Below are 16,320 nucleotides of genomic sequence, written 5' to 3'. Positions count from 1 at the left end.
CCCCGCTCACCCGTGCCCCAGGCCCACACCCACAAGACCGATTCGGCCGAGGTCCTGCTCACCGATTGGCAGCGGACCGGCCCGAGTGACTTCACGGTTCACGCCAACTGGCCTGGAGCGCACCCCTTCTACGAAGTACGCCACGGGCTGCACGACCCGCTGCGACTGAGTGAGACGGTGCGGCAGACATTTCCTCTGCTCTCCCATTCCGCATTCCACGTGCCGTTCGGGCATCACCTGCTCTGGCAGACCTACGATTGGAATCTCCTGCCCGCCCTGCTGCGTTTCGACGGTGACGCGGCAGACCTGGAGCTGAGGATCGGATGCGATCGGGTGAAGTACCGGAAGGGAAGAGCCTCGGCCCTCAGCCTCTCCATGGAGGTCTACCGAAATGGAGTTCAACTCGCGGACGCGCGCACCGATTTCACGGTTCAGGACCCCGAAGTCTACGCCCGCCTGCGCGGGGGCTACGCCGATGTCGCCCATGTCCGGACCATAGCCCTCCCCGCCGGCCCACCCGTTCCGGCGGACCAAGTGGGGCGGGGCCGTGCCGACGACGTCGTCCTCTCTCCTACCTCCGGGGCCGGCTGGCAGCTGAGGGTGGACACCTCGCATCGGTTCCTCTTCGACCACCCGGTCGACCACACCCCCGGCATGCTGCTTCTGGAGGCGGCTCGCCAGGCCGCGTACGCCACCGTGCGGTCCGTCGCCGACGCGGCAGTGGTCATCGGGATGGAGACGCGTTTTCGGCGTTACGCCGAACTCGACACGCCCTGCTGGATAACGGCCCATCCGTACTCCGACGACGACGTCGGAGTACGGCGGGTGCTGGTCACCGCCCGGCAGAGCGATCAGGAGATCTTCACAGCGCTCGTCACCCTCACCGGTGCATGAACCGGTCACCAGGGGCTGACCACCGCAGACGTGCTTCAGGGGGACCGAATGCGCCGTTCACCGGCCGATCCGTACCATCATGGTGTTCTGGACGAGTTGTCCCAGTCGCTCTTCACCGAGCTGCGGCGCAGCGACCAGAGGCGCCGGGCGACCCAGTATCTGCGCGGGCTGACCGCGGTCGAGGGTCGCAAGTCGGTCCGCAACATCGCCTCGCACATCGGCGGCCCCGAAGTGGCGCAGAGCCTGCACCACTTCATCGCCGAGTCCCCCTGGGACTGGGCTGCCGTCAGCCGTTCCCTACAGCGCTACGCGGACCGCGAACTGGGTTTCGGGGCCTGGGTGGTACAGGCGCACCCCATTCCCAGGAGAGGCCAACAGGCGCTCGGAGTATGGGGCATAGCCAAGGACGTCTCCGTGCCCGTCAGGTGGACGCTGTTGCCTCCGGGTGAGCCGGGAGCCCATGACGTCGCCGCCGCGACGGTGGGTTTCGATCACAGCGCGGTCGGGCCCCGTCCGGTGGTCCTGGACCTCCCGGGCCTCTGCCTGCGTCCCGTCTTCGACCGGCACATGCGGATCGGTTCCCCGCTGCTGGCGGCCATCCCCGCCGGACTCCCGGTCACCTCCCAGGGGCACGGCGGGCACCGTGCCGTACCTGCCGCCCGTCTCCTCCAGCTGAGCCGGATGCTGCGCCGCCCCGTGGAGTGGACGGACCCGGCCACGGGCGCCGTGCGCACCGGGCTGGTGGCCGGCGTCCCAGTGGAATGGGCGGGGCATCCGCTGTTGCTGCTCGGGCGGTGGGATCAGGGCCAGGGGCAGCCGGTACGGTGCTGGCTGACCAACCTGACCGGTACGCCGCTCGGGGTCCTGCTCCGGCTCACCACGTTCTCCCAGCGCACCCAGCAGGATTTCGCCAAGTCGGCCTCGCACGTGGGCACCCTCGACTACGAGGGGCGGAGTTCCGACGGATGGCATCGGCACATGACCTTGGCGGCCGCCGCGCACGTCGCCCAGGTCGTCGCGGCGGCCAGGTCGCGGGTCCGGCCGTGGAGCCAGTGCATGGCCTCCATGGAACGCGTCGGATTCTCAGCCTGAAGCTCACGAAACGGACTTCGCGTTGACTAAACATCGTTTATCGAAGAGTGTCAGATTCACGGCAGGCCCTGACATACGTGCCCTCACCTCGTCGCCCCGTGTGACCACCGCGCGCCATCATCGAGGCATGCGAATTCTCGTAGCCGGGGGCGGCCTCGGCGGTCTGGCAGCAGCGGTCGCACTGGGCGGGCGCGGGCACCATGTGCTCGTCCTGGAACCGCGGCTGCACTTCCTGGGACGGGCTGCCGGTGTGCAACTGACGCCGCGGACCCTGCGGCTGCTCGGACTGCTCGGGGTCGGCGAGGCCGTGCGCGACCGGTCGCTGACGATCGACGATCTCCGCTTCATGGACGGCGTGTCCGGGGACCGTCTCGCCCGTGACCCGCTCTTCGCGTGGGACCTCAACACCAGCACGCCGCTCGCGTCGGCCCACCATCTCGACCTCTACGAGCCGCTGCTCGACGCCTGTGAGGAGCTGGACTCCGTCTCGTTGTGCCCCGGCAGCGAAGTGGTCGATCACTACCAGCACGCCGAGTCCGTCGTCGTCGCGCTGGCCGACGGGCGGGAGATCACCGGAGACGCGCTGGTCCTCACCAGGGAACGGCCGGCGGTCTACAGCACGGTCGTGCCGACGGAGCTGATCGCCGACCTGTGGGACGCGGACGCGGCGACCTACTGGGTGGGTGAGGACTGGCACGTCTCCCACTACCCGCTGCCCGATTACCGGTACGTGGCCCTCTCCGCCGTCCACCACCGCTCCACCGGCCACATCCTGGACGACAGGGCCGATCTGGAGCAGGTGCTCGCGGCGTTCCCGGACATCGGCTACCTCGCGCGCAACGTCCTCACCACGGGTCGTCACTGGCGTCTTTCCGGGGCCCGCGATCACGCGCCGATGATCCGCCGGGGCGACAGAGTCGCCCGCGTCGGCGGCGCGTCGAACCGTCACTGGCCCCTGGAGACGGCCGACGTGGAGCAGACACTGGCCGACGTCGCCGCACTCGCCACGTCATGGGACATCTCCTGCGGCTCGGTGCGACGCTGGTTCGCCGGCTACGCCGCCCACCGTGACGAGCACGCCGCGCGCGTCGCCGCCATGATGCGCTTCTGAGCTCTTGCCGGCAGGATCCCGGCAGTCCGTCAGCCCGCCGTCCCGCGCCGCGCTCCACGCGACCGGGTGCCCGCCCCGCGCCCCGTGCGGCCGCGCTCCCGCTCGGCCGGATCCGTCACCCCGCTGCACGACGCCGACCCGGACGTCCGCGCCGAGGGTGCCGTTGATGCGGGAGGCGACCTTGGTGGGGCCACCACGGTGTACGGGACAGTCCCTACCCGCCCGTGCCCGGGGACGGGAAGTGCGGCAGCACGTACGAGGCCAGTTCCCCCATGACGTCCTCGGCCGGGCGGGTGTTGAAGCGGAGGTTCAGCATCAACTGGTCGACGCCGCCGGCCTCGTAGGTCTTGAAGAGGTCCAGGAGTGGCTCGCGCCCCATTCGCCACCCCTGGGGGAGGCGGCGGGGCGCGGCGCGTGGATCCTCGTCGAGGACGAGGTAGCCGGCCTGGGCGTAGGGCTTGTGCCGAGGGCTTCCCGGTTCGCCCGTCAGCCTGCGCCAACGGGCGGTGTTGGCCCGTTGCGCCTCCGGCTCGAGAGCCGTGTACAGCCAGCCGTCGGCGTGTGCGGCGGTCCACTCCAGCCGCTGCCCGCCCCTGCCGGTCATCAGCAGCGGGATGCGCCCGTGGGCGGGGGTGGGCAGCAGGCTCGATCCGGTCGGCAGTTCGCCCAGAGGCGAGGCGTGACGGTCTCCCGGGGAGTCGTGCAGGTGCCGGATGTAGGCCCAGCCGTCCCGTAGGCGGGTGGGCAGGTCCGTCTTCGCCAGACCGAACGCCGGTACCTCGTCGGCCCGGTCGCCGGCGGCCAGTCCGAGGAGCATGCGGCCGCCCGAGAGCAGGTCCACCGAGGCCGCCGCCTTCGCGACATGGACGGGATGGCGCAGCGGAAGGACCGTGCTGGCTGTGCCGAGGGTGATGTGCTCGGTGACGGCGGCGAGGGCTCCGAGGTAGACCCAGGGGTCGAAGAGCTGTCCGCCGTCACCTTGGCCGGGTACGAGGAGCGGCACGTCGCGCACCCACAGCGAGGCGAACCCCGCTGTCTCGGCCGCGCGGGCCAGTGCCAGGTGGTTCGCCATGGTGGGGACGTCGCCGGTGAAGGACTCCAGAGGTGTGATCAGCCCCAGCGTGGTACGGCCGCCCGGGAACGCGCGGCGCATCCCCGGGTGGTCGCGCGCGGATCTCTCCGTCGTGGGAGGCGCGGACGTCTCAGTGCTCACGGCCCGGGGCCCTCCCCGCGGCGAGGGCCTGCTTCAGCCGCGCGTTCTCCTCTTCCAGGGCGGCCATGCGTTCCCGCACGGGGCCGAGCGCCTCGCCCAGTTCGGCGGGGGTCAAGCGGGGCTGGATGTGCTGAGGGCAGTTCCAGTCGTACGCCTCCACGCTGATGAGCACGATCCGCTCGACCACGGCCGAGTAGCCGTCCGGCAGGAGAGGGCTCGCCGTGCTCGGCCATTCCTCCGTGCCGGCGGTCCTCGCCCGGCCCAGGACCTTCAGGCGTCTGCGTGCCGGGTAGTCCATCAGGAAGAGCGACACACGGTCGTCGGTGTCGAGGTTGCCGGTGGTGATGTACTGCCGGTTCCCCCGGAAGTCGGCGAAGCCGAGGGTCTGTTCGTCGAGTACGCGCAGAAAACCGGGAGGACCGCCCCGGTGCTGCACGTACGGCCAGCCGGTGGATCCGGTGCTCGCCAGGTAGAAGCTGTCCATGCCTGCGATGAACTCGGTCTCGGCGCGGGTGAGGGAGTCGGCGCGCGCGGGCCCCTGGCTCATCGCCGCGTAATTGCGTCTGCTCGCGTGGCGCGTCTGGTGCTCCTGGACCGCGGGGGTGAAGAGCAGTTGCGCGTATCGGCTGGTCATCCGGGTCCGGTCCTACCACCAGTAGGACGGGTAGCGGACCGTCTTGCCGGACCGCCCCGCGAGGATGCCGACGCCGACGATCACCAGGGTGGCGAGCAGGAGCAGGGGAAGGAAGAGGACCGCCGAGGGTTCGGCCACCACGACGATGACGGCGGTGGCCGCGGCGGGGGAGTGCGAGGTGCGGGTGAGGGCCATGGCGCCGATGGCCAGGCCGCCGGCGACGGCCGAGGCCCACACCGAGCTGTCCGCCACGGCGAGGACCAGGAAGCCGACCAGGGCGGAGACCAGCTGACCGCCGATGACGTTGCGCGGCTGGGCCAGGGGCAGGGCGGGGGCGGCGAACACGAGGGCGGCGCTGGCGGCGAGCGGTGGGATGAGCACCGTCTGGTCCAGCAGGGTGCCGATCGCGACGAGCAGCACCAGTGCGGTCACACCGCCCAGGGTGGCCACGGAGATGAAGGCGGGGGCCGGGCGGGCGGGCGCCTTGCCCGCGAGGGCGGCGGTCCAGCGTCGTGGCGCGGCGAGGGGCAACTGGGTTTCGGACACGGAGGATCCCTTCACACACAGGAGTGAACTAATGGATGGAGAGTATCCTGTCCATTAGCTTGGTGCATTGCTTTCCACGAGGCAGGATGGACCGATGGGCGAGAGCGACATGCAGGACCCGCGGTCGACCGCGATCGGAGAGCTGCCGCTCACCGGCGAACCGCTGCCCCTCGATCTGGTGAACACCGTCTTCATCAAGGGCGGTGTGCGCGGTCGGATGATCGACGCCCTCGCCGGACCGCCGGACCTGGATGCCTGGCTTGCCGCGCAGCGTGTCCGGTTCCCCGCCCCGGTCGCCGGCGAAATGCTCCGGGCCGGCCCTGCGGATGCGTCTCTCTTCGAGGACTTCCTGGAAGTGCGGCGGTCCTTGCGGGCACTCGCCGGTGTGTGTACGGCGGGTGGCACCGCACCCCCGGACGATCTCGCGGTGCTCAACACCTGGGCCCGCCGGGCCGCCTCGTGGCAGGAGCTGGTGCAGGAGGAAGGGCTCGTCACGGCGGTCGGCCGCCGGTCCGAGGACGATCCGCGGCGCGCGGCTCTGGCCCAGATCGCGGCCGAGGCGGTGGCGCTGTTCGCGGGCACCGGCGCGGAGCTGCTGAGAGCATGCCCCGCGCCGGGTTGTGTCCTTTACTTCGTCAAGAGCCACACCCGTCGCGAGTGGTGCACGGTCGGCTGCGGGAACCGGGTGCGGGTGGCGCGGCACAGCCGACGCGGCCGTGACGCGGGACGGTGAGTGCGGTCAGGAGCCGCCCCGGTCGCGGTGCGGGTGGCCGGTACCGGCCCGCGGGATCAGTTGAGGATCGTGCCGTAGACCTCGTCGGCGACCTTGTACCCGAGGTTCAGCGCCGCGGCGTTGTCCCACTCGAAGTGGACCCCGATGTACTTGCGGCTGTCCGCCTTCTCCTTCGCGGCGGCGCTCAGGCTGGTGAAGGTGCGGGTGACTCCCTTGGCCAGCGGGTCGTCCGTGCCCCCGGTGAACGAGAGGTTGTCCGTGCCGAAGTAGTCCTTGAGGATGCCGGCCCAGGCCGCGCCGACGCCCGAGTGGCCGGAGACGTAGGTCGGGAAGTTGGGCGAGAAGCTGTTTCCGGCGATGTCCTGCTCCTCGGGCTGCCAGGCCGGATCGGCGACGATGCCGGGATTCGGGACCTCGCCGGCGCGGGTGATGGCGTCCGTCGGGCGCCAGACGTCCCAGTCGGTGCCGTACTTGGAGTCCCAGATCGCTATCGCGGCGTCGGCGAGGGCGGCCGAGGTCAGGCCGAAGAGCTTGGCGCTCTCGAAGGAGCTGCCGTAGGGACGGTACTTGCGGAAGATCGTCGCGGTGTGGTCGTACTGCTGGCCGACGGGCTTGTAGGTGCCGTCCAGGTCGTTGGCCCAGAAGTGGGCGAGCTTCGTCTGGTCGGCGGTCCGGTTGGGGGAGTTCTTGCCCCCGATGCGCTTGATCTCATTCACCTGGGCCGCGTACTCGGGGCTCTGCAGGAGGGCCTCGGGGGAGGTGAATCCGCCGATCGGTCCGGGCCGGAACTGGCTGCCGGAGGCGAGGGCGAAGGGCTTGACCTTGCCCCAGTTGGGCGCTCCGGCGGGCTTGCCGGGTGCGGGCTGCCAGTGGCCGGGCGCAAGGGTGGCGACGTAGGGCGTGGTGTCGGCGGAGCCGTCGTTCGCCCGGACGGCGAGAAGCGCGGTGGCCGTGTTCGTGCCGAGCTTTTCGCCCCGTGCGCGGTCGGTGGCGTTCCCGAAGTCGGGCAGGGCCTTGGCCGCCGCGAGCTTCGCGTCGAGGTCGGCCTGGGGGTAGTTCGGGAAGGCGCCGCGAAGAGCGGTGTACGCCGCGTGGTCGATGGCCGAGTTGAGCGCACCGTAGGCGCCGGCCGCCGAAGTGTCCTTGGTGAGGTACGGCTTGCCGATCGTGCGGATCGAGTTGACCGCGTCGTAGATCGACAGGTCCATGATCGCGCCGCCCCGGGTCAGCGGACCGGGGGTGCCGCCGGTCTTGCGGAAGACGTCGAGGAGCGCGTTGTTCCAGTACAGGACGTGGTCCTGGGTGCCGCGGGCCGACGCGGGTGCGGTGGGGTCTTCGGCCACCGCCGACGTGGCGGGTGCCAGGGTGGCCACCCCCGCGAGGGCGAGGCCGACCACGGCGGTGCGGAGCGAGGTTCTGCCCTGGTGTACGGAGCGGAGCATGCGTGATCCCTGTCTGTCGAGTCCGGGCAACGGTCACTGGCCGTCGCCGTGGCGGGTGCTTCGACAGAAAACGTAGATCGCTGCCGGGCTCCGTCACCGATGGCTTCGCAGATGCCGCCCATCGGCAAATCCGATGGCACCGGGTGGCAGGGCGCGGTTTCTACACTCGTCATGTAATTCTAATGCCCACGTACCCCATGAGGCGTTAGGCTTCGGAGGACTGGACGGAGGAGGGGGCATGGTGCCGGGCGTAGTGCCGGGCGGCGCGGGCGCGATTGCCGCAGCCGGACGAGCACCACTGGCGTCGGGAGCGGCTCGCATCGAAGAAGAAGACGCAGCCGGGGGCCTCGCAGGGGGTCGGTTCCGTGCCGGAGGAGCCGGTCAGCATGTCGATCACGGCCTGGGCGATCTCCGACTGGACGGCGGCGATGGGCGGGGTGCCGCACTGCAAGGGGGACGGCCGCCCACCCGCCTCCCACCGCAGGGCCGGCCACCGGCCGCCGAGTGCGGAGGCACGGTTGATCTGCGCCACGTCCCAGGGCTCGGGATCCTGTCGGCGGACGAGGGCCTCGGTGAGCCGGCGGGCGGAGTCACGCAGCAGCGCGAAGCAGTGGGCGTCGGCTGCGGTGACCCTCGCGAGCTCCTCATCGGGAAGATCGGTCCGGAACGCGGAGCGGCACGCGCTCAACCACCAGGCCACCAGCTCGGGCGAGGCGAAGCCGTCCCGCATGACTCCGCGGACCGGATGGACGGTGTTCACGAACTCGAGGGGCAGGGGCTGGCCGTTGAGCGGAGGGGCGCCCTCCGGTGGAGGCGCGCAGGAGCAGCCGGGACGGGTCATGGGGATCCTTGAGTGGGACTGGGGGGCGTGGGGGCGAGGCGGGTTGTTCACGGCGCAGGCCTGTGAGTAGACTGCAAATATAACGCAAAATGTATGTTTGAACCGTTAGTACAGGGTGTCTGTGCAGGGGAAGGGCCGCCCGAAGGGGCGCCGGCCCCCTGTCCGGAACGGCCGCATTCCGGCCCCCCGCCCGGTCACGTCATCGCCGACGCGGCCGGAGCCGTGGGAGCCGGGGCGCCGGTACTTCCGGGACGCGTTGCGTTTCATGGGGGAGACATGACTTTAGATCTTGCGATGTACCAGTTGAGAACGTTCAGGGAAGTTGCGCGTCTCGGCAGCTTCACGAAGGCCGCCCGCAGCCTGGGATATGCCCAGTCCAGTGTCACCGCGCATATTCGGTTGCTGGAATCGAAGGTCGGCATGCTGTTGGTGCAGAGATTACCGCACGGTGTCCGTCTGACGCCCTCCGGAGAAATATTCCACGAATACTCGAAGCGTATATTCAATGTGGTCGACGAAATGGCCACGGCGCTCAATCCGCCCGGTGAGCTCGAGGGGCGTACCGCCGTCGGCGCATCGGCCCTGCTGCTGGAGACGAGGGTCGGCTCCCTCATCCGCGACTGCCGGTACCGCTACCCCAAGGTGAGCGTCTCGCCCCGGCAGCTCTCGATCGGCGGCGCCACCTCGGCGGTGCTCGGCGGAGAGCTCGACATGGCCCTGGTGCACGGGGATTTCACCGGCGCCGAAGTGGCTCCGGCGGGCATCACCATGGAGGAGCTGCCCGACCTGGAAGTCGTCCCGGTGGGGGCCGCGTCCCTGGCCGATCCGGCCCATTGGGCGGCCGCTCTGCCGATGTTGAAGGTCCTCGCGGTGGATCCCGACTGTGCGTCGCACCAGGTGCTGGTCACCGCCCTGCGCGAGGTGCACGGCATCGATCCGCCGGTCATCGAGGCCGGTTCCATGGGTGGGGCGAGGGAGTTGGCCCGCATGGGATACGGCATCGCCATGCTCCCCGCCGAGTCGGTCAAACCGGACGGGGAGGGGAGCGGCCTCGCCGGCCTTCCCGGCCTGCCCCGTGTGCGGCTGGGGGTACGGGCCTTCTGGCTCGGCCGTGAGATGTCCGCGGCCGCCGTGTCCGCGGTGCGTGACGTCGCGGTCCGCAGCGGCCAGGAAAAGGTGCGGCAACTGACGTAGGCACGGGTCGGAAGTGCCACCGAAAGGGCGGGGCAGGAGCGGAGGTCCGCTCCTGCCCCGCCCTTTCGTTCGGAATGAATCTCCCCTTCCGTTTCCGGGGCGGGAGAAATCGAAAAAAGTGATACCGCCTATCGGTGAATGCGCGCATCTGCCGCCGGTCCGGCTGCATAGCCTTCTCATGAATGCGAGAACCACGCACTGAGAGGTACGCACGTGTCCGATATCAGCTACATACCCAACGTGTTCCGCAGCGGCTACGACCTGGAGGACCTCGACTGGGTCGACTGGTCCGAACCCGGCAGGGCCGGCGTGGAGCACCACGTCCTGTGGGCCCCCGACGAGGAGAAGGGCGAGGACTCGGTGGGTCTGCTCCTGCGCTTCCCGCCCGGCGCCCACGGTGACTTCCACGAGCACCTCGGCCACGAGCTGATGCTCGTGCTCGACGGGGTCCTGGACCACAGCGACGGCCTCTCCTACGTCAAGGGAGATCTCGTCGTCGAGGGTCCGGGCACCGAGCACCAGATGTCCAGCCGCACCGGCTGCACGGTGCTTGCCATCCGCACCCGTCCGGCAGCCGCCCGCACTCCGCAGAAGCCGCTCCGGCGGGTCGGCGTCACTGCCGCCCTCTGAGGGGCGGGTGGGCATCCGTCCCCCGCCGGATGCCCCTGCCCCTCCCGTGCCGCATCCCTTCCGACTCATCGAGAGAGCAGTCCCTTGTCGTCGTACAGCGTCCAACCCCTCGCCCGTCGTGGGCAGGAAACGCACCAGCACCCGGCCGGCGCCCCGGTCCCGAGCGAGCACCGCGGACGGAGGGTGCTCGTCTCCAGCGTCTCGTCCGACTCGCACACCTGGAATCTCGTGTTCCTCCAGCTTCTGCTGGAGGAGATGGGGCACGAAGTGACCAACATCGGTTCTTGCGTCCCCGACGAGCTGCTCATCGCCGAGTGCCGGCGCCATCGGCCCGACCTCGTGGTCATCAGCAGCGTCAACGGCCACGGGGCGCTGGACGGCGCCCGTGTCGTGCGCCGGCTGCGGGACGAGCCCGACCTGCTCGACCTGCGCGTCGTCATCGGCGGCAAACTCGGTGTGCGAGGCGCCGAAGCCGGTTCCTACGGGCCGGACCTGGTCGCCGCCGGATTCGACGCGGTCTTCGAGGACGCCGCCGGGATCGCGGACTTCCGCCGCTACGTGGCCCAGTCGCAGCAGCCCGAACTCGTCGGTGCACGGTGACGGACCCGCACCCTGGGGGAGCCCTCACCGACACGGCGGCCGGAACCCGGCCGTCCCCGGGAGCCTTCGCGGCGGCCGTGGCGGCCGCGAAGGAAGCGGGAGAGCTGGTGGTGCAGCCGCGCATGGGCTTCGCCGACCTGCCCCGCATGCGCGAAGGACTGCTCGCCGTCCAGCAGTCCCACGCCCGCACGGTGGGGACCCTGACGATCGACAGCTACACACGGGTCGGCGACAACGAGTCCGCCGCCCGCGCCCTCGCGGAAGGGACCGACCTCAACGGCTATCCGATCGTCGCCCACGGCCCCGAGACGACCCGCCGACTGGTCGCCGGACTGACCGACGACCGTTTCGCCGTCCAGGTCCGGCACGGTTCGGCCGATCCCACCGGCATCATCCGCGCGCTGCTGGCCGCCGGTCTCGACGCGACGGAGGGCGGCCCGATCTCCTACTGCCTGCCCTACAGCCGCACACCGATCAAGAGCTCCATCCAGGCGTGGGCCCGTAGTTGCGAACTGCTCGCGTCGCGGCCCGGCACCCACCTGGAGAGCTTCGGCGGTTGCATGCTGGGCCAACTCTGCCCGCCCGGACTCCTCGTGGCCCTCTCCGTGCTGGAAGGGATCTTCTTCCGGCAGCACGGACTGCGCAGCGTCTCGCTCAGCTACGCCCAGCAGACCCACCACGGCCAGGACGTCGAAGCGCTGCTCGCCCTGCGCACCCTGGCCGGGGAGCACCTGGCCGGACTCGACTGGCACATCGTGCTGTACACCTACATGGGCGTGTTCCCCCGCACGACGGCAGGAGCCCTCGACCTGCTGCGCGCCAGTGCGACGCTGGCCACGCAGACCGGGACCGAGCGCATGATCGTGAAGACGCCGGCCGAGGCCCACCGCATTCCCACCATCCAGGACAACATCATGGCCCTCGAGGAGGCGTCCGCCGCCGCCTCGGCCGCCCCTCCGTACCAAGGGGGCGCGGATCCGGCGGAGTTCGGTGTGCTGTCCGAGGCCAGGGCGTTGGTGCACGCGGTCCTCGAACTCCATCACGACGTCGGTCAGGCCCTCATCGAGGCCTTCCGGCGCGGACTGCTCGACGTTCCTTACTGCCTCCACGCCGACAACGCCAACCGGTCGCGCAGTTACATCGACGGACGCGGAGCGCTCCAATGGCACTCGACGGGTGACATGCCGATCCCCGCACTGCCCGTGACGGGACGCGAGAGGCTGCGCGCCGACGACCTGCTCGGCATGCTGTCGCACACGCAGGAATCGTTCGACCGTGCCGCACTGGCCCGGAACGAGGGGACCGCGGCGCGGAACGCCCTGTCCCACTGAATCCCCGCCGCCGGCCCCGCTGAGCCCGCGCCGCACGCTCCCGCCATCCGTGCGGGGGCAGGACGCGCATCCGGTCCACCCCGCGCGGGACGAGCCGGAACGTCAGGGACACGCCTCGCCGGTCGCACCGCGCACGGCTCGGTCCTGCCGGCGGCCCTCCGCCGAACGGGACCGCCCGTACCGGCCCCGCGCCACCCCGCCTTCCGGGCGGCCGGCGCTTCTCCTCCGCCACGGTCCGCCGACGCGGCCCTCATCGACGTTCGTACCTCCTCACTCCTAGGAAGCTCCTGTGTCCGGAAACCCATCCGATACGCGCCCGCTCTCCCTCGTCATCGTCGGCAGCGGCCCGCGGGGCATCTCCGTCCTGGAACGCCTCGCGGTCCGGGCCGCGGCCGAGGCGGCCACCGAAGGCCCGGCTCCCCGGCCGGTGCGCGTCCATCTCGTGGACGCCACCGAGATCGGCGCCGGCCGGGTGTGGCGCACCGACCAGGACGACTGGTTCACCATGAACACGGTCATCAGCCAGGTGACCATGTACTCCGGCGGTCCCGACGAGGGGCCCGACCGCGCCGGCGCGGGTCCCTCGCTCGGACAGTGGATCGCCCGCCGCCACGAGCAGGCGGGAGAGACACTGCTCGGCCCGGACGACTACGCGTCGCGGGTCCGCTACGGCCAGTACCTCAATCACGTCTACCGGACGGTCGCCGAAGGTCTGCCCCCGCACGTCGAACTGGTCCCGGTCACCGGCCGGGTGACGGCCGTGCGGCCCGGACCCGACGGCGGGTACCTGCTCAGCCTGGAAACGGCACCGCACCTGCTGGAAGCGGACCGGGTCGTCCTCGCCACCGGACATCCCTTCAACGCCCCCGACGCCTTCGAGCAGTCGATGCTCGCATTCACCCGGCGCACTCCGGGCACCCACTACCTCTGCGGTGACTCGGCAGCCGACATGGCGTTGGGGGAGGACACCGTCCCGGCGGGCAGCGCCGTGGGCGTCAAAGGTCTCGGCCTGTCGTTCTACGACGTGATGCTCTCCCTCACCGTCGGCCGCGGCGGCGTCTTCCGCACCGACCGGCACGGCGAGCTGTGCTACCTGCCCAGCGGCCGCGAACCACGGATCGTGGCCGGATCCCGCAGCGGGCTGCCGATCCCGGCCCGCGGAAGGAACCAGAAGCGGCCGGACTACAGCCACAAGGCGCAGTTCCTCACCCGGGGCGCCCTGGAGTCGGCCCGCGCGAGCCGGTCGCTGCGCAGCGGCAGCGGACAACTCGACTTCGCCGAGGACGTGCTGCCCCTGCTGCAGCAGGAGATCGACCACGTCTACCGCACGACGCAGGTGCGCGTCGTCGACGGGCCCGACGCGGCCGACCGCTTCGCACGTGAGTACGCCGAGATCCTCCGGTCGGGCGGGGACCGGGCGGAGCTGCTCAGCGCCGCGGGGCTCGGGGAGATGCCGCCGATCGACCTCGACGCCCTCGCGAGGCCGTTCGGCGCCCAGCACTTCGCCTCCGTCGACGAGTTCCGCGAACAGCTGCTCAAGGTGATGGAGGAGGACCTCGCCCAGGCGGCCCTCGGTACCGTCGACGGTCCCCTGAAAGCCGCCCTCGACGTGCTGCGCGACATCCGGAACGTGGTGCGCGAGGCGGTCGACCACGGAGGCCTGCTGCCCGCCTCGCACACCGAGTTCTTCCACGGCCGCTTCCTGCCGGTCAACGCCCTTCTCTCCGCGGGTCCGCCCATGGAGCGGGTGGAACAGCTCAGGGCACTGATCCGCCAGGGTGTCGTCGAGGTCGCCGGCCCCGGTACCCGCTTCGAGACCGACGACGCCCAGGGCGCGTTCCGCGTCGTCTCCCCCCAGGTGCGGGGTTCCGAGCGGCTGGTGCACACGCTGATCGACGCCCGTATCCCCACGCCCGATCTGCACCGGGACACCTCCCCCCTGACCCGGCAACTCGTCGCGGAGGGCAGGGTGCGGCCCTACACCATCGAAGGACCGGACGGCAGCTTCCACGTCACCGGAGGTCTGGACGTCACCACGAGCCCGTTCCACGTCATCGACGCGGACGGCCGCAGCCTCCCGGACGTGTACGCCCTCGGCATCCCCACCGAGCACACCCGCTGGTTCACCCAGGTGGGAAGCAGCCGCCCGGGGGTCGGCACCCTTTTCTACCGGGACGCCGACGCCATCGCCTCGGACGCGCTCCGCCCGCTGCGCGCCGAAGCCCCCGCGGCCGAGCCGGTCGTCGTCCCCGGCCGGCAGCCGAAGGACACCGCGGTCGAGGCCGTCGCCGGCGCGCGAAGGAGCGACGCCTCATGACGCGTGACACCGCACCCGGCGACACCTCCGCGGCGCAGACGGCCACCCAGCGGTTCCTGGCCGCCCGCGACCTGTTGTTGCTGCACGGCACGGACCTCGCGAAAGCCGTCGCGGACTTCCGGTGGCCCCGGTTCGAGCACTTCAACTGGGCCCTGGACCACTTCGACACGGCCGCCGCCCGGCACCACCGCACCGCACTGCGCATCGTCGGAACCGGCGGACCCCGGACGGACCGGCTCATCGGGTACCGCGAGTTGTCCCGCCGCTCGAACCAGGTCGCCAACTGGCTGTGCGCCCAGGGGGTGCGCCGCGGCGACCCCGTGCTCCTCATGCTCGGAAACCGCGTCGAGGTCTGGGAGACGATGCTGGCCGCCATCAAACTGGGGGCCGTCGTCATCCCGACCTACACCACGGCGACGGCCGCCGAGCTGAGGGACCGCCTGGATCGCGGAGGCGTGCGCCACGTCGTCGCCGAGGCGCATCTGACCCCGCTCTTCGGCCCGCGTACGGGTGAGTGGACCGGCATCGCCGTCGGCGGCGAAGCCGCGGGCTGGCACCCGTACGCCGACTCCGAAACCGCATCCGAGGACTTCACCCCCGACGCCCCGACCGGGGCGGACGACCCGCTCTTCCGCTACTTCACCTCCGGCACCACCTCCCAGCCGAAGATGGTGGAGCACACCCACGTCAGTTACCCCGTGGGCCACCTCTCCGGCATGTACTGGAACGGCGTGCGCCCCGGGGACGTGCACCTCAACATCTCCGCGCCGGGGTGGGCCAAGCACGCCTGGAGCTCTTTCTTCGTACCGTGGAACGCCGAGGCGACCGTGCTCGCGCTGGACGCCGCCCGCAGCACTCCTGAGCAGGTGCTCGACGTCCTGCGCACCCGGGCGGTCTCGACCTTCTGCGCCCCGCCGACCGTATGGCGCGGTCTGGCGGCGCGAGGGCTGGGCGAGCGGCCGCCCGAACTGCGGGAGGTCGTCGCCGCCGGCGAGCCCCTGGAGCCGGCCCTGGTGGAGCTGGTGGCCACGCACTGGGGACTCGACCTGCGCGACGGATACGGCCAGACCGAGACCACCGCCCAGATCGGCAACCCTCCCGGTCGCCCCGGCCGGCCGGGCAGCATGGGCTTCCCGCTGCCCGGTTACGCGGTCGTGCTCCTGGATCCCGAGACCGGGTCGCCCGTCCCCGACGGCGAGCCGGGCGAGCTCTGCCTGGACCTCTCCGAACGGCCGCTGGGGCTGATGCGCCGATACGTCGGAGACCCCGAACGGACGCACAGGGTACTGAGCGGGGGGCACTACCGCACGGGCGACCTGGCACGGCGGGAGCCGGACGGATCGCTCACCTACCTGGCGCGCTCGGACGACATGTTCAAGTCCTTCGACCACCGGATCTCGCCGCGGGAACTGGAAGAAGTCCTCTTGCACCATCCGGCGGTCGACGACGCGGCGGTCGTGCCGGTGCCCGATCCGGTGGGCCTGTGGGCTCCGAAGGCGTACGTGGTTCCGGCCGAAGGCCACCTGCCCGGCCCGGAGACCGCCCGGACCCTCCTGGCGCTGGCGTGTGCCGAGCTCCCCCCGGAGAAGTGGATCAAGGTGCTGGAGTTCGTGCCGGTGCTGCCACGCACCGCCTCCGGCAAGGTGCGCCGCGCACAGCTGCGCGACCGCCGGGCCGGCGAGGAGTTCCCGCTGGCGCCCGGGGAGCCGCGGCCGACGCCCCAGCCGTAAAGCGGTGCCCGA

At 70.9% G+C, this 16,320-nt stretch carries 15 protein-coding genes; 10 read left to right on the top strand and 5 right to left on the bottom strand.

Translation table 11 applies throughout. The features are described from left to right. Positions 1–12: 12 nt before the first annotated feature. The 3 genes from PZB77_RS06715 (at position 13) to PZB77_RS06705 (ending at position 3,097) form a co-directional block, all read left to right on the top strand. The gene (locus tag PZB77_RS06715) at positions 13–894 is read left to right on the top strand and encodes a ScbA/BarX family gamma-butyrolactone biosynthesis protein (protein WP_275491652.1); all 882 of its coding nucleotides are present in this window, start codon (positions 13–15) and stop codon (positions 892–894) included. Positions 895–942: 48 nt separating this feature from the next. Continuing rightward, on the top strand, positions 943–1,986 hold the full coding sequence (locus PZB77_RS06710) for a transposase (protein ID WP_275491651.1): 1,044 nt from the start codon (positions 943–945) through the stop codon (positions 1,984–1,986). A 127-nt stretch (positions 1,987–2,113) separates the two neighbouring features. Further along, positions 2,114–3,097 (top strand): FAD-dependent monooxygenase, encoded by a 984-nt coding sequence (locus PZB77_RS06705; protein ID WP_275491650.1) that lies wholly within the window; start codon positions 2,114–2,116, stop codon positions 3,095–3,097. Between the two features lie 214 nt (positions 3,098–3,311). Here the strand turns inward: PZB77_RS06705 and PZB77_RS06700 are convergent, their stop codons facing one another. The 3 genes from PZB77_RS06700 to PZB77_RS06690 are packed head-to-tail and all read right to left on the bottom strand — an operon-like array spanning position 3,312 to position 5,490. Continuing rightward, positions 3,312–4,310, bottom strand: a complete 999-nt coding sequence (locus PZB77_RS06700; RefSeq protein WP_275491649.1) for a TIGR03571 family LLM class oxidoreductase — start codon at positions 4,308–4,310, stop codon at positions 3,312–3,314. Beyond that, a complete protein-coding gene (locus tag PZB77_RS06695; RefSeq protein ID WP_275491648.1) occupies positions 4,300–4,944 on the bottom strand; it encodes a pyridoxamine 5'-phosphate oxidase family protein in 645 nt (214 codons plus the stop codon). The genes PZB77_RS06700 and PZB77_RS06695 overlap by 11 nt, the downstream gene beginning before the upstream one ends. 12 nt (positions 4,945–4,956) lie before the next feature. Further along, a complete protein-coding gene (locus PZB77_RS06690; RefSeq protein ID WP_275491647.1) occupies positions 4,957–5,490 on the bottom strand; it encodes an HPP family protein in 534 nt (177 codons plus the stop codon). Positions 5,491–5,584: 94 nt separating this feature from the next. On the opposite strand from PZB77_RS06690, the gene PZB77_RS06685 reads away from it, so the two are divergent. Beyond that, complete coding sequence (locus tag PZB77_RS06685; RefSeq protein WP_275491646.1) at positions 5,585–6,223, top strand: ABATE domain-containing protein; 639 nt, start codon at positions 5,585–5,587, stop codon at positions 6,221–6,223. Between the two features lie 56 nt (positions 6,224–6,279). Here PZB77_RS06685 and PZB77_RS06680 read toward each other — a convergent pair whose 3' ends face one another. Together PZB77_RS06680 and PZB77_RS06675 are read right to left on the bottom strand one after the other, a co-directional pair. After that, entirely contained in the window at positions 6,280–7,665 is a 1,386-nt protein-coding gene (locus PZB77_RS06680; RefSeq protein ID WP_275491645.1) for a vanadium-dependent haloperoxidase, read from the bottom strand. 205 nt (positions 7,666–7,870) lie between these two features. Then, complete coding sequence (locus tag PZB77_RS06675; RefSeq protein ID WP_275491644.1) at positions 7,871–8,506, bottom strand: CGNR zinc finger domain-containing protein; 636 nt, start codon at positions 8,504–8,506, stop codon at positions 7,871–7,873. Positions 8,507–8,782: 276 nt separating this feature from the next. On the opposite strand from PZB77_RS06675, the gene PZB77_RS06670 reads away from it, so the two are divergent. The 6 genes from PZB77_RS06670 (at position 8,783) to PZB77_RS06645 (ending at position 16,308) form a co-directional block, all read left to right on the top strand. Continuing rightward, complete coding sequence (locus tag PZB77_RS06670) at positions 8,783–9,700, top strand: LysR family transcriptional regulator (RefSeq protein ID WP_275491643.1); 918 nt, start codon at positions 8,783–8,785, stop codon at positions 9,698–9,700. Between the two features lie 213 nt (positions 9,701–9,913). Next, positions 9,914–10,330, top strand: coding sequence for a cupin domain-containing protein (locus PZB77_RS06665; protein ID WP_275491642.1), 417 nt, complete (start codon positions 9,914–9,916; stop codon positions 10,328–10,330). 183 nt (positions 10,331–10,513) lie between these two features. Then, positions 10,514–10,930 carry a cobalamin-dependent protein gene (locus PZB77_RS06660; protein WP_275491641.1) on the top strand — a complete coding sequence of 139 codons (417 nt, stop codon included), beginning with the start codon at positions 10,514–10,516 and terminating at the stop codon, positions 10,928–10,930. After that, a complete protein-coding gene (locus tag PZB77_RS06655) occupies positions 10,927–12,261 on the top strand; it encodes a methylaspartate mutase (protein ID WP_275491640.1) in 1,335 nt (444 codons plus the stop codon). The genes PZB77_RS06660 and PZB77_RS06655 overlap by 4 nt, the downstream gene beginning before the upstream one ends. 289 nt (positions 12,262–12,550) lie before the next feature. Next, positions 12,551–14,578 carry an FAD/NAD(P)-binding protein gene (locus tag PZB77_RS06650; protein ID WP_275491639.1) on the top strand — a complete coding sequence of 676 codons (2,028 nt, stop codon included), beginning with the start codon at positions 12,551–12,553 and terminating at the stop codon, positions 14,576–14,578. Then, positions 14,575–16,308, top strand: a complete 1,734-nt coding sequence (locus PZB77_RS06645) for an AMP-binding protein (RefSeq protein ID WP_275491638.1) — start codon at positions 14,575–14,577, stop codon at positions 16,306–16,308. The genes PZB77_RS06650 and PZB77_RS06645 overlap by 4 nt, the downstream gene beginning before the upstream one ends. Positions 16,309–16,320 lie beyond the last annotated feature (12 nt).

Origin of the sequence: Streptomyces sp. AM 2-1-1, assembly GCF_029167645.1 — a bacterium.
Classification (GTDB): domain Bacteria; phylum Actinomycetota; class Actinomycetes; order Streptomycetales; family Streptomycetaceae; genus Streptomyces.
Note: the sequence above shows the minus strand (reverse complement) of the source record. Positions and strands in the feature narration are given on the sequence as shown.

What these genes read in the sequence shown, in the direction of transcription:
- PZB77_RS06645 (WP_275491638.1), top strand. Translation starts at nt 14,575, where the DNA reads ATGACGCGTGACACCGCACCCGGCGACACCTCCGCGGCGCAGACGGCC.
- PZB77_RS06685 (WP_275491646.1), top strand. Translation starts at nt 5,585, where the DNA reads ATGGGCGAGAGCGACATGCAGGACCCGCGGTCGACCGCGATCGGAGAG.
- PZB77_RS06680 (WP_275491645.1), bottom strand. Translation starts at nt 7,665, where the DNA reads ATGCTCCGCTCCGTACACCAGGGCAGAACCTCGCTCCGCACCGCCGTG.
- PZB77_RS06710 (WP_275491651.1), top strand. Translation starts at nt 943, where the DNA reads ATGCGCCGTTCACCGGCCGATCCGTACCATCATGGTGTTCTGGACGAG.
- PZB77_RS06705 (WP_275491650.1), top strand. Translation starts at nt 2,114, where the DNA reads ATGCGAATTCTCGTAGCCGGGGGCGGCCTCGGCGGTCTGGCAGCAGCG.
- PZB77_RS06670 (WP_275491643.1), top strand. Translation starts at nt 8,783, where the DNA reads ATGACTTTAGATCTTGCGATGTACCAGTTGAGAACGTTCAGGGAAGTT.
- PZB77_RS06675 (WP_275491644.1), bottom strand. Translation starts at nt 8,506, where the DNA reads ATGACCCGTCCCGGCTGCTCCTGCGCGCCTCCACCGGAGGGCGCCCCT.
- PZB77_RS06695 (WP_275491648.1), bottom strand. Translation starts at nt 4,944, where the DNA reads ATGACCAGCCGATACGCGCAACTGCTCTTCACCCCCGCGGTCCAGGAG.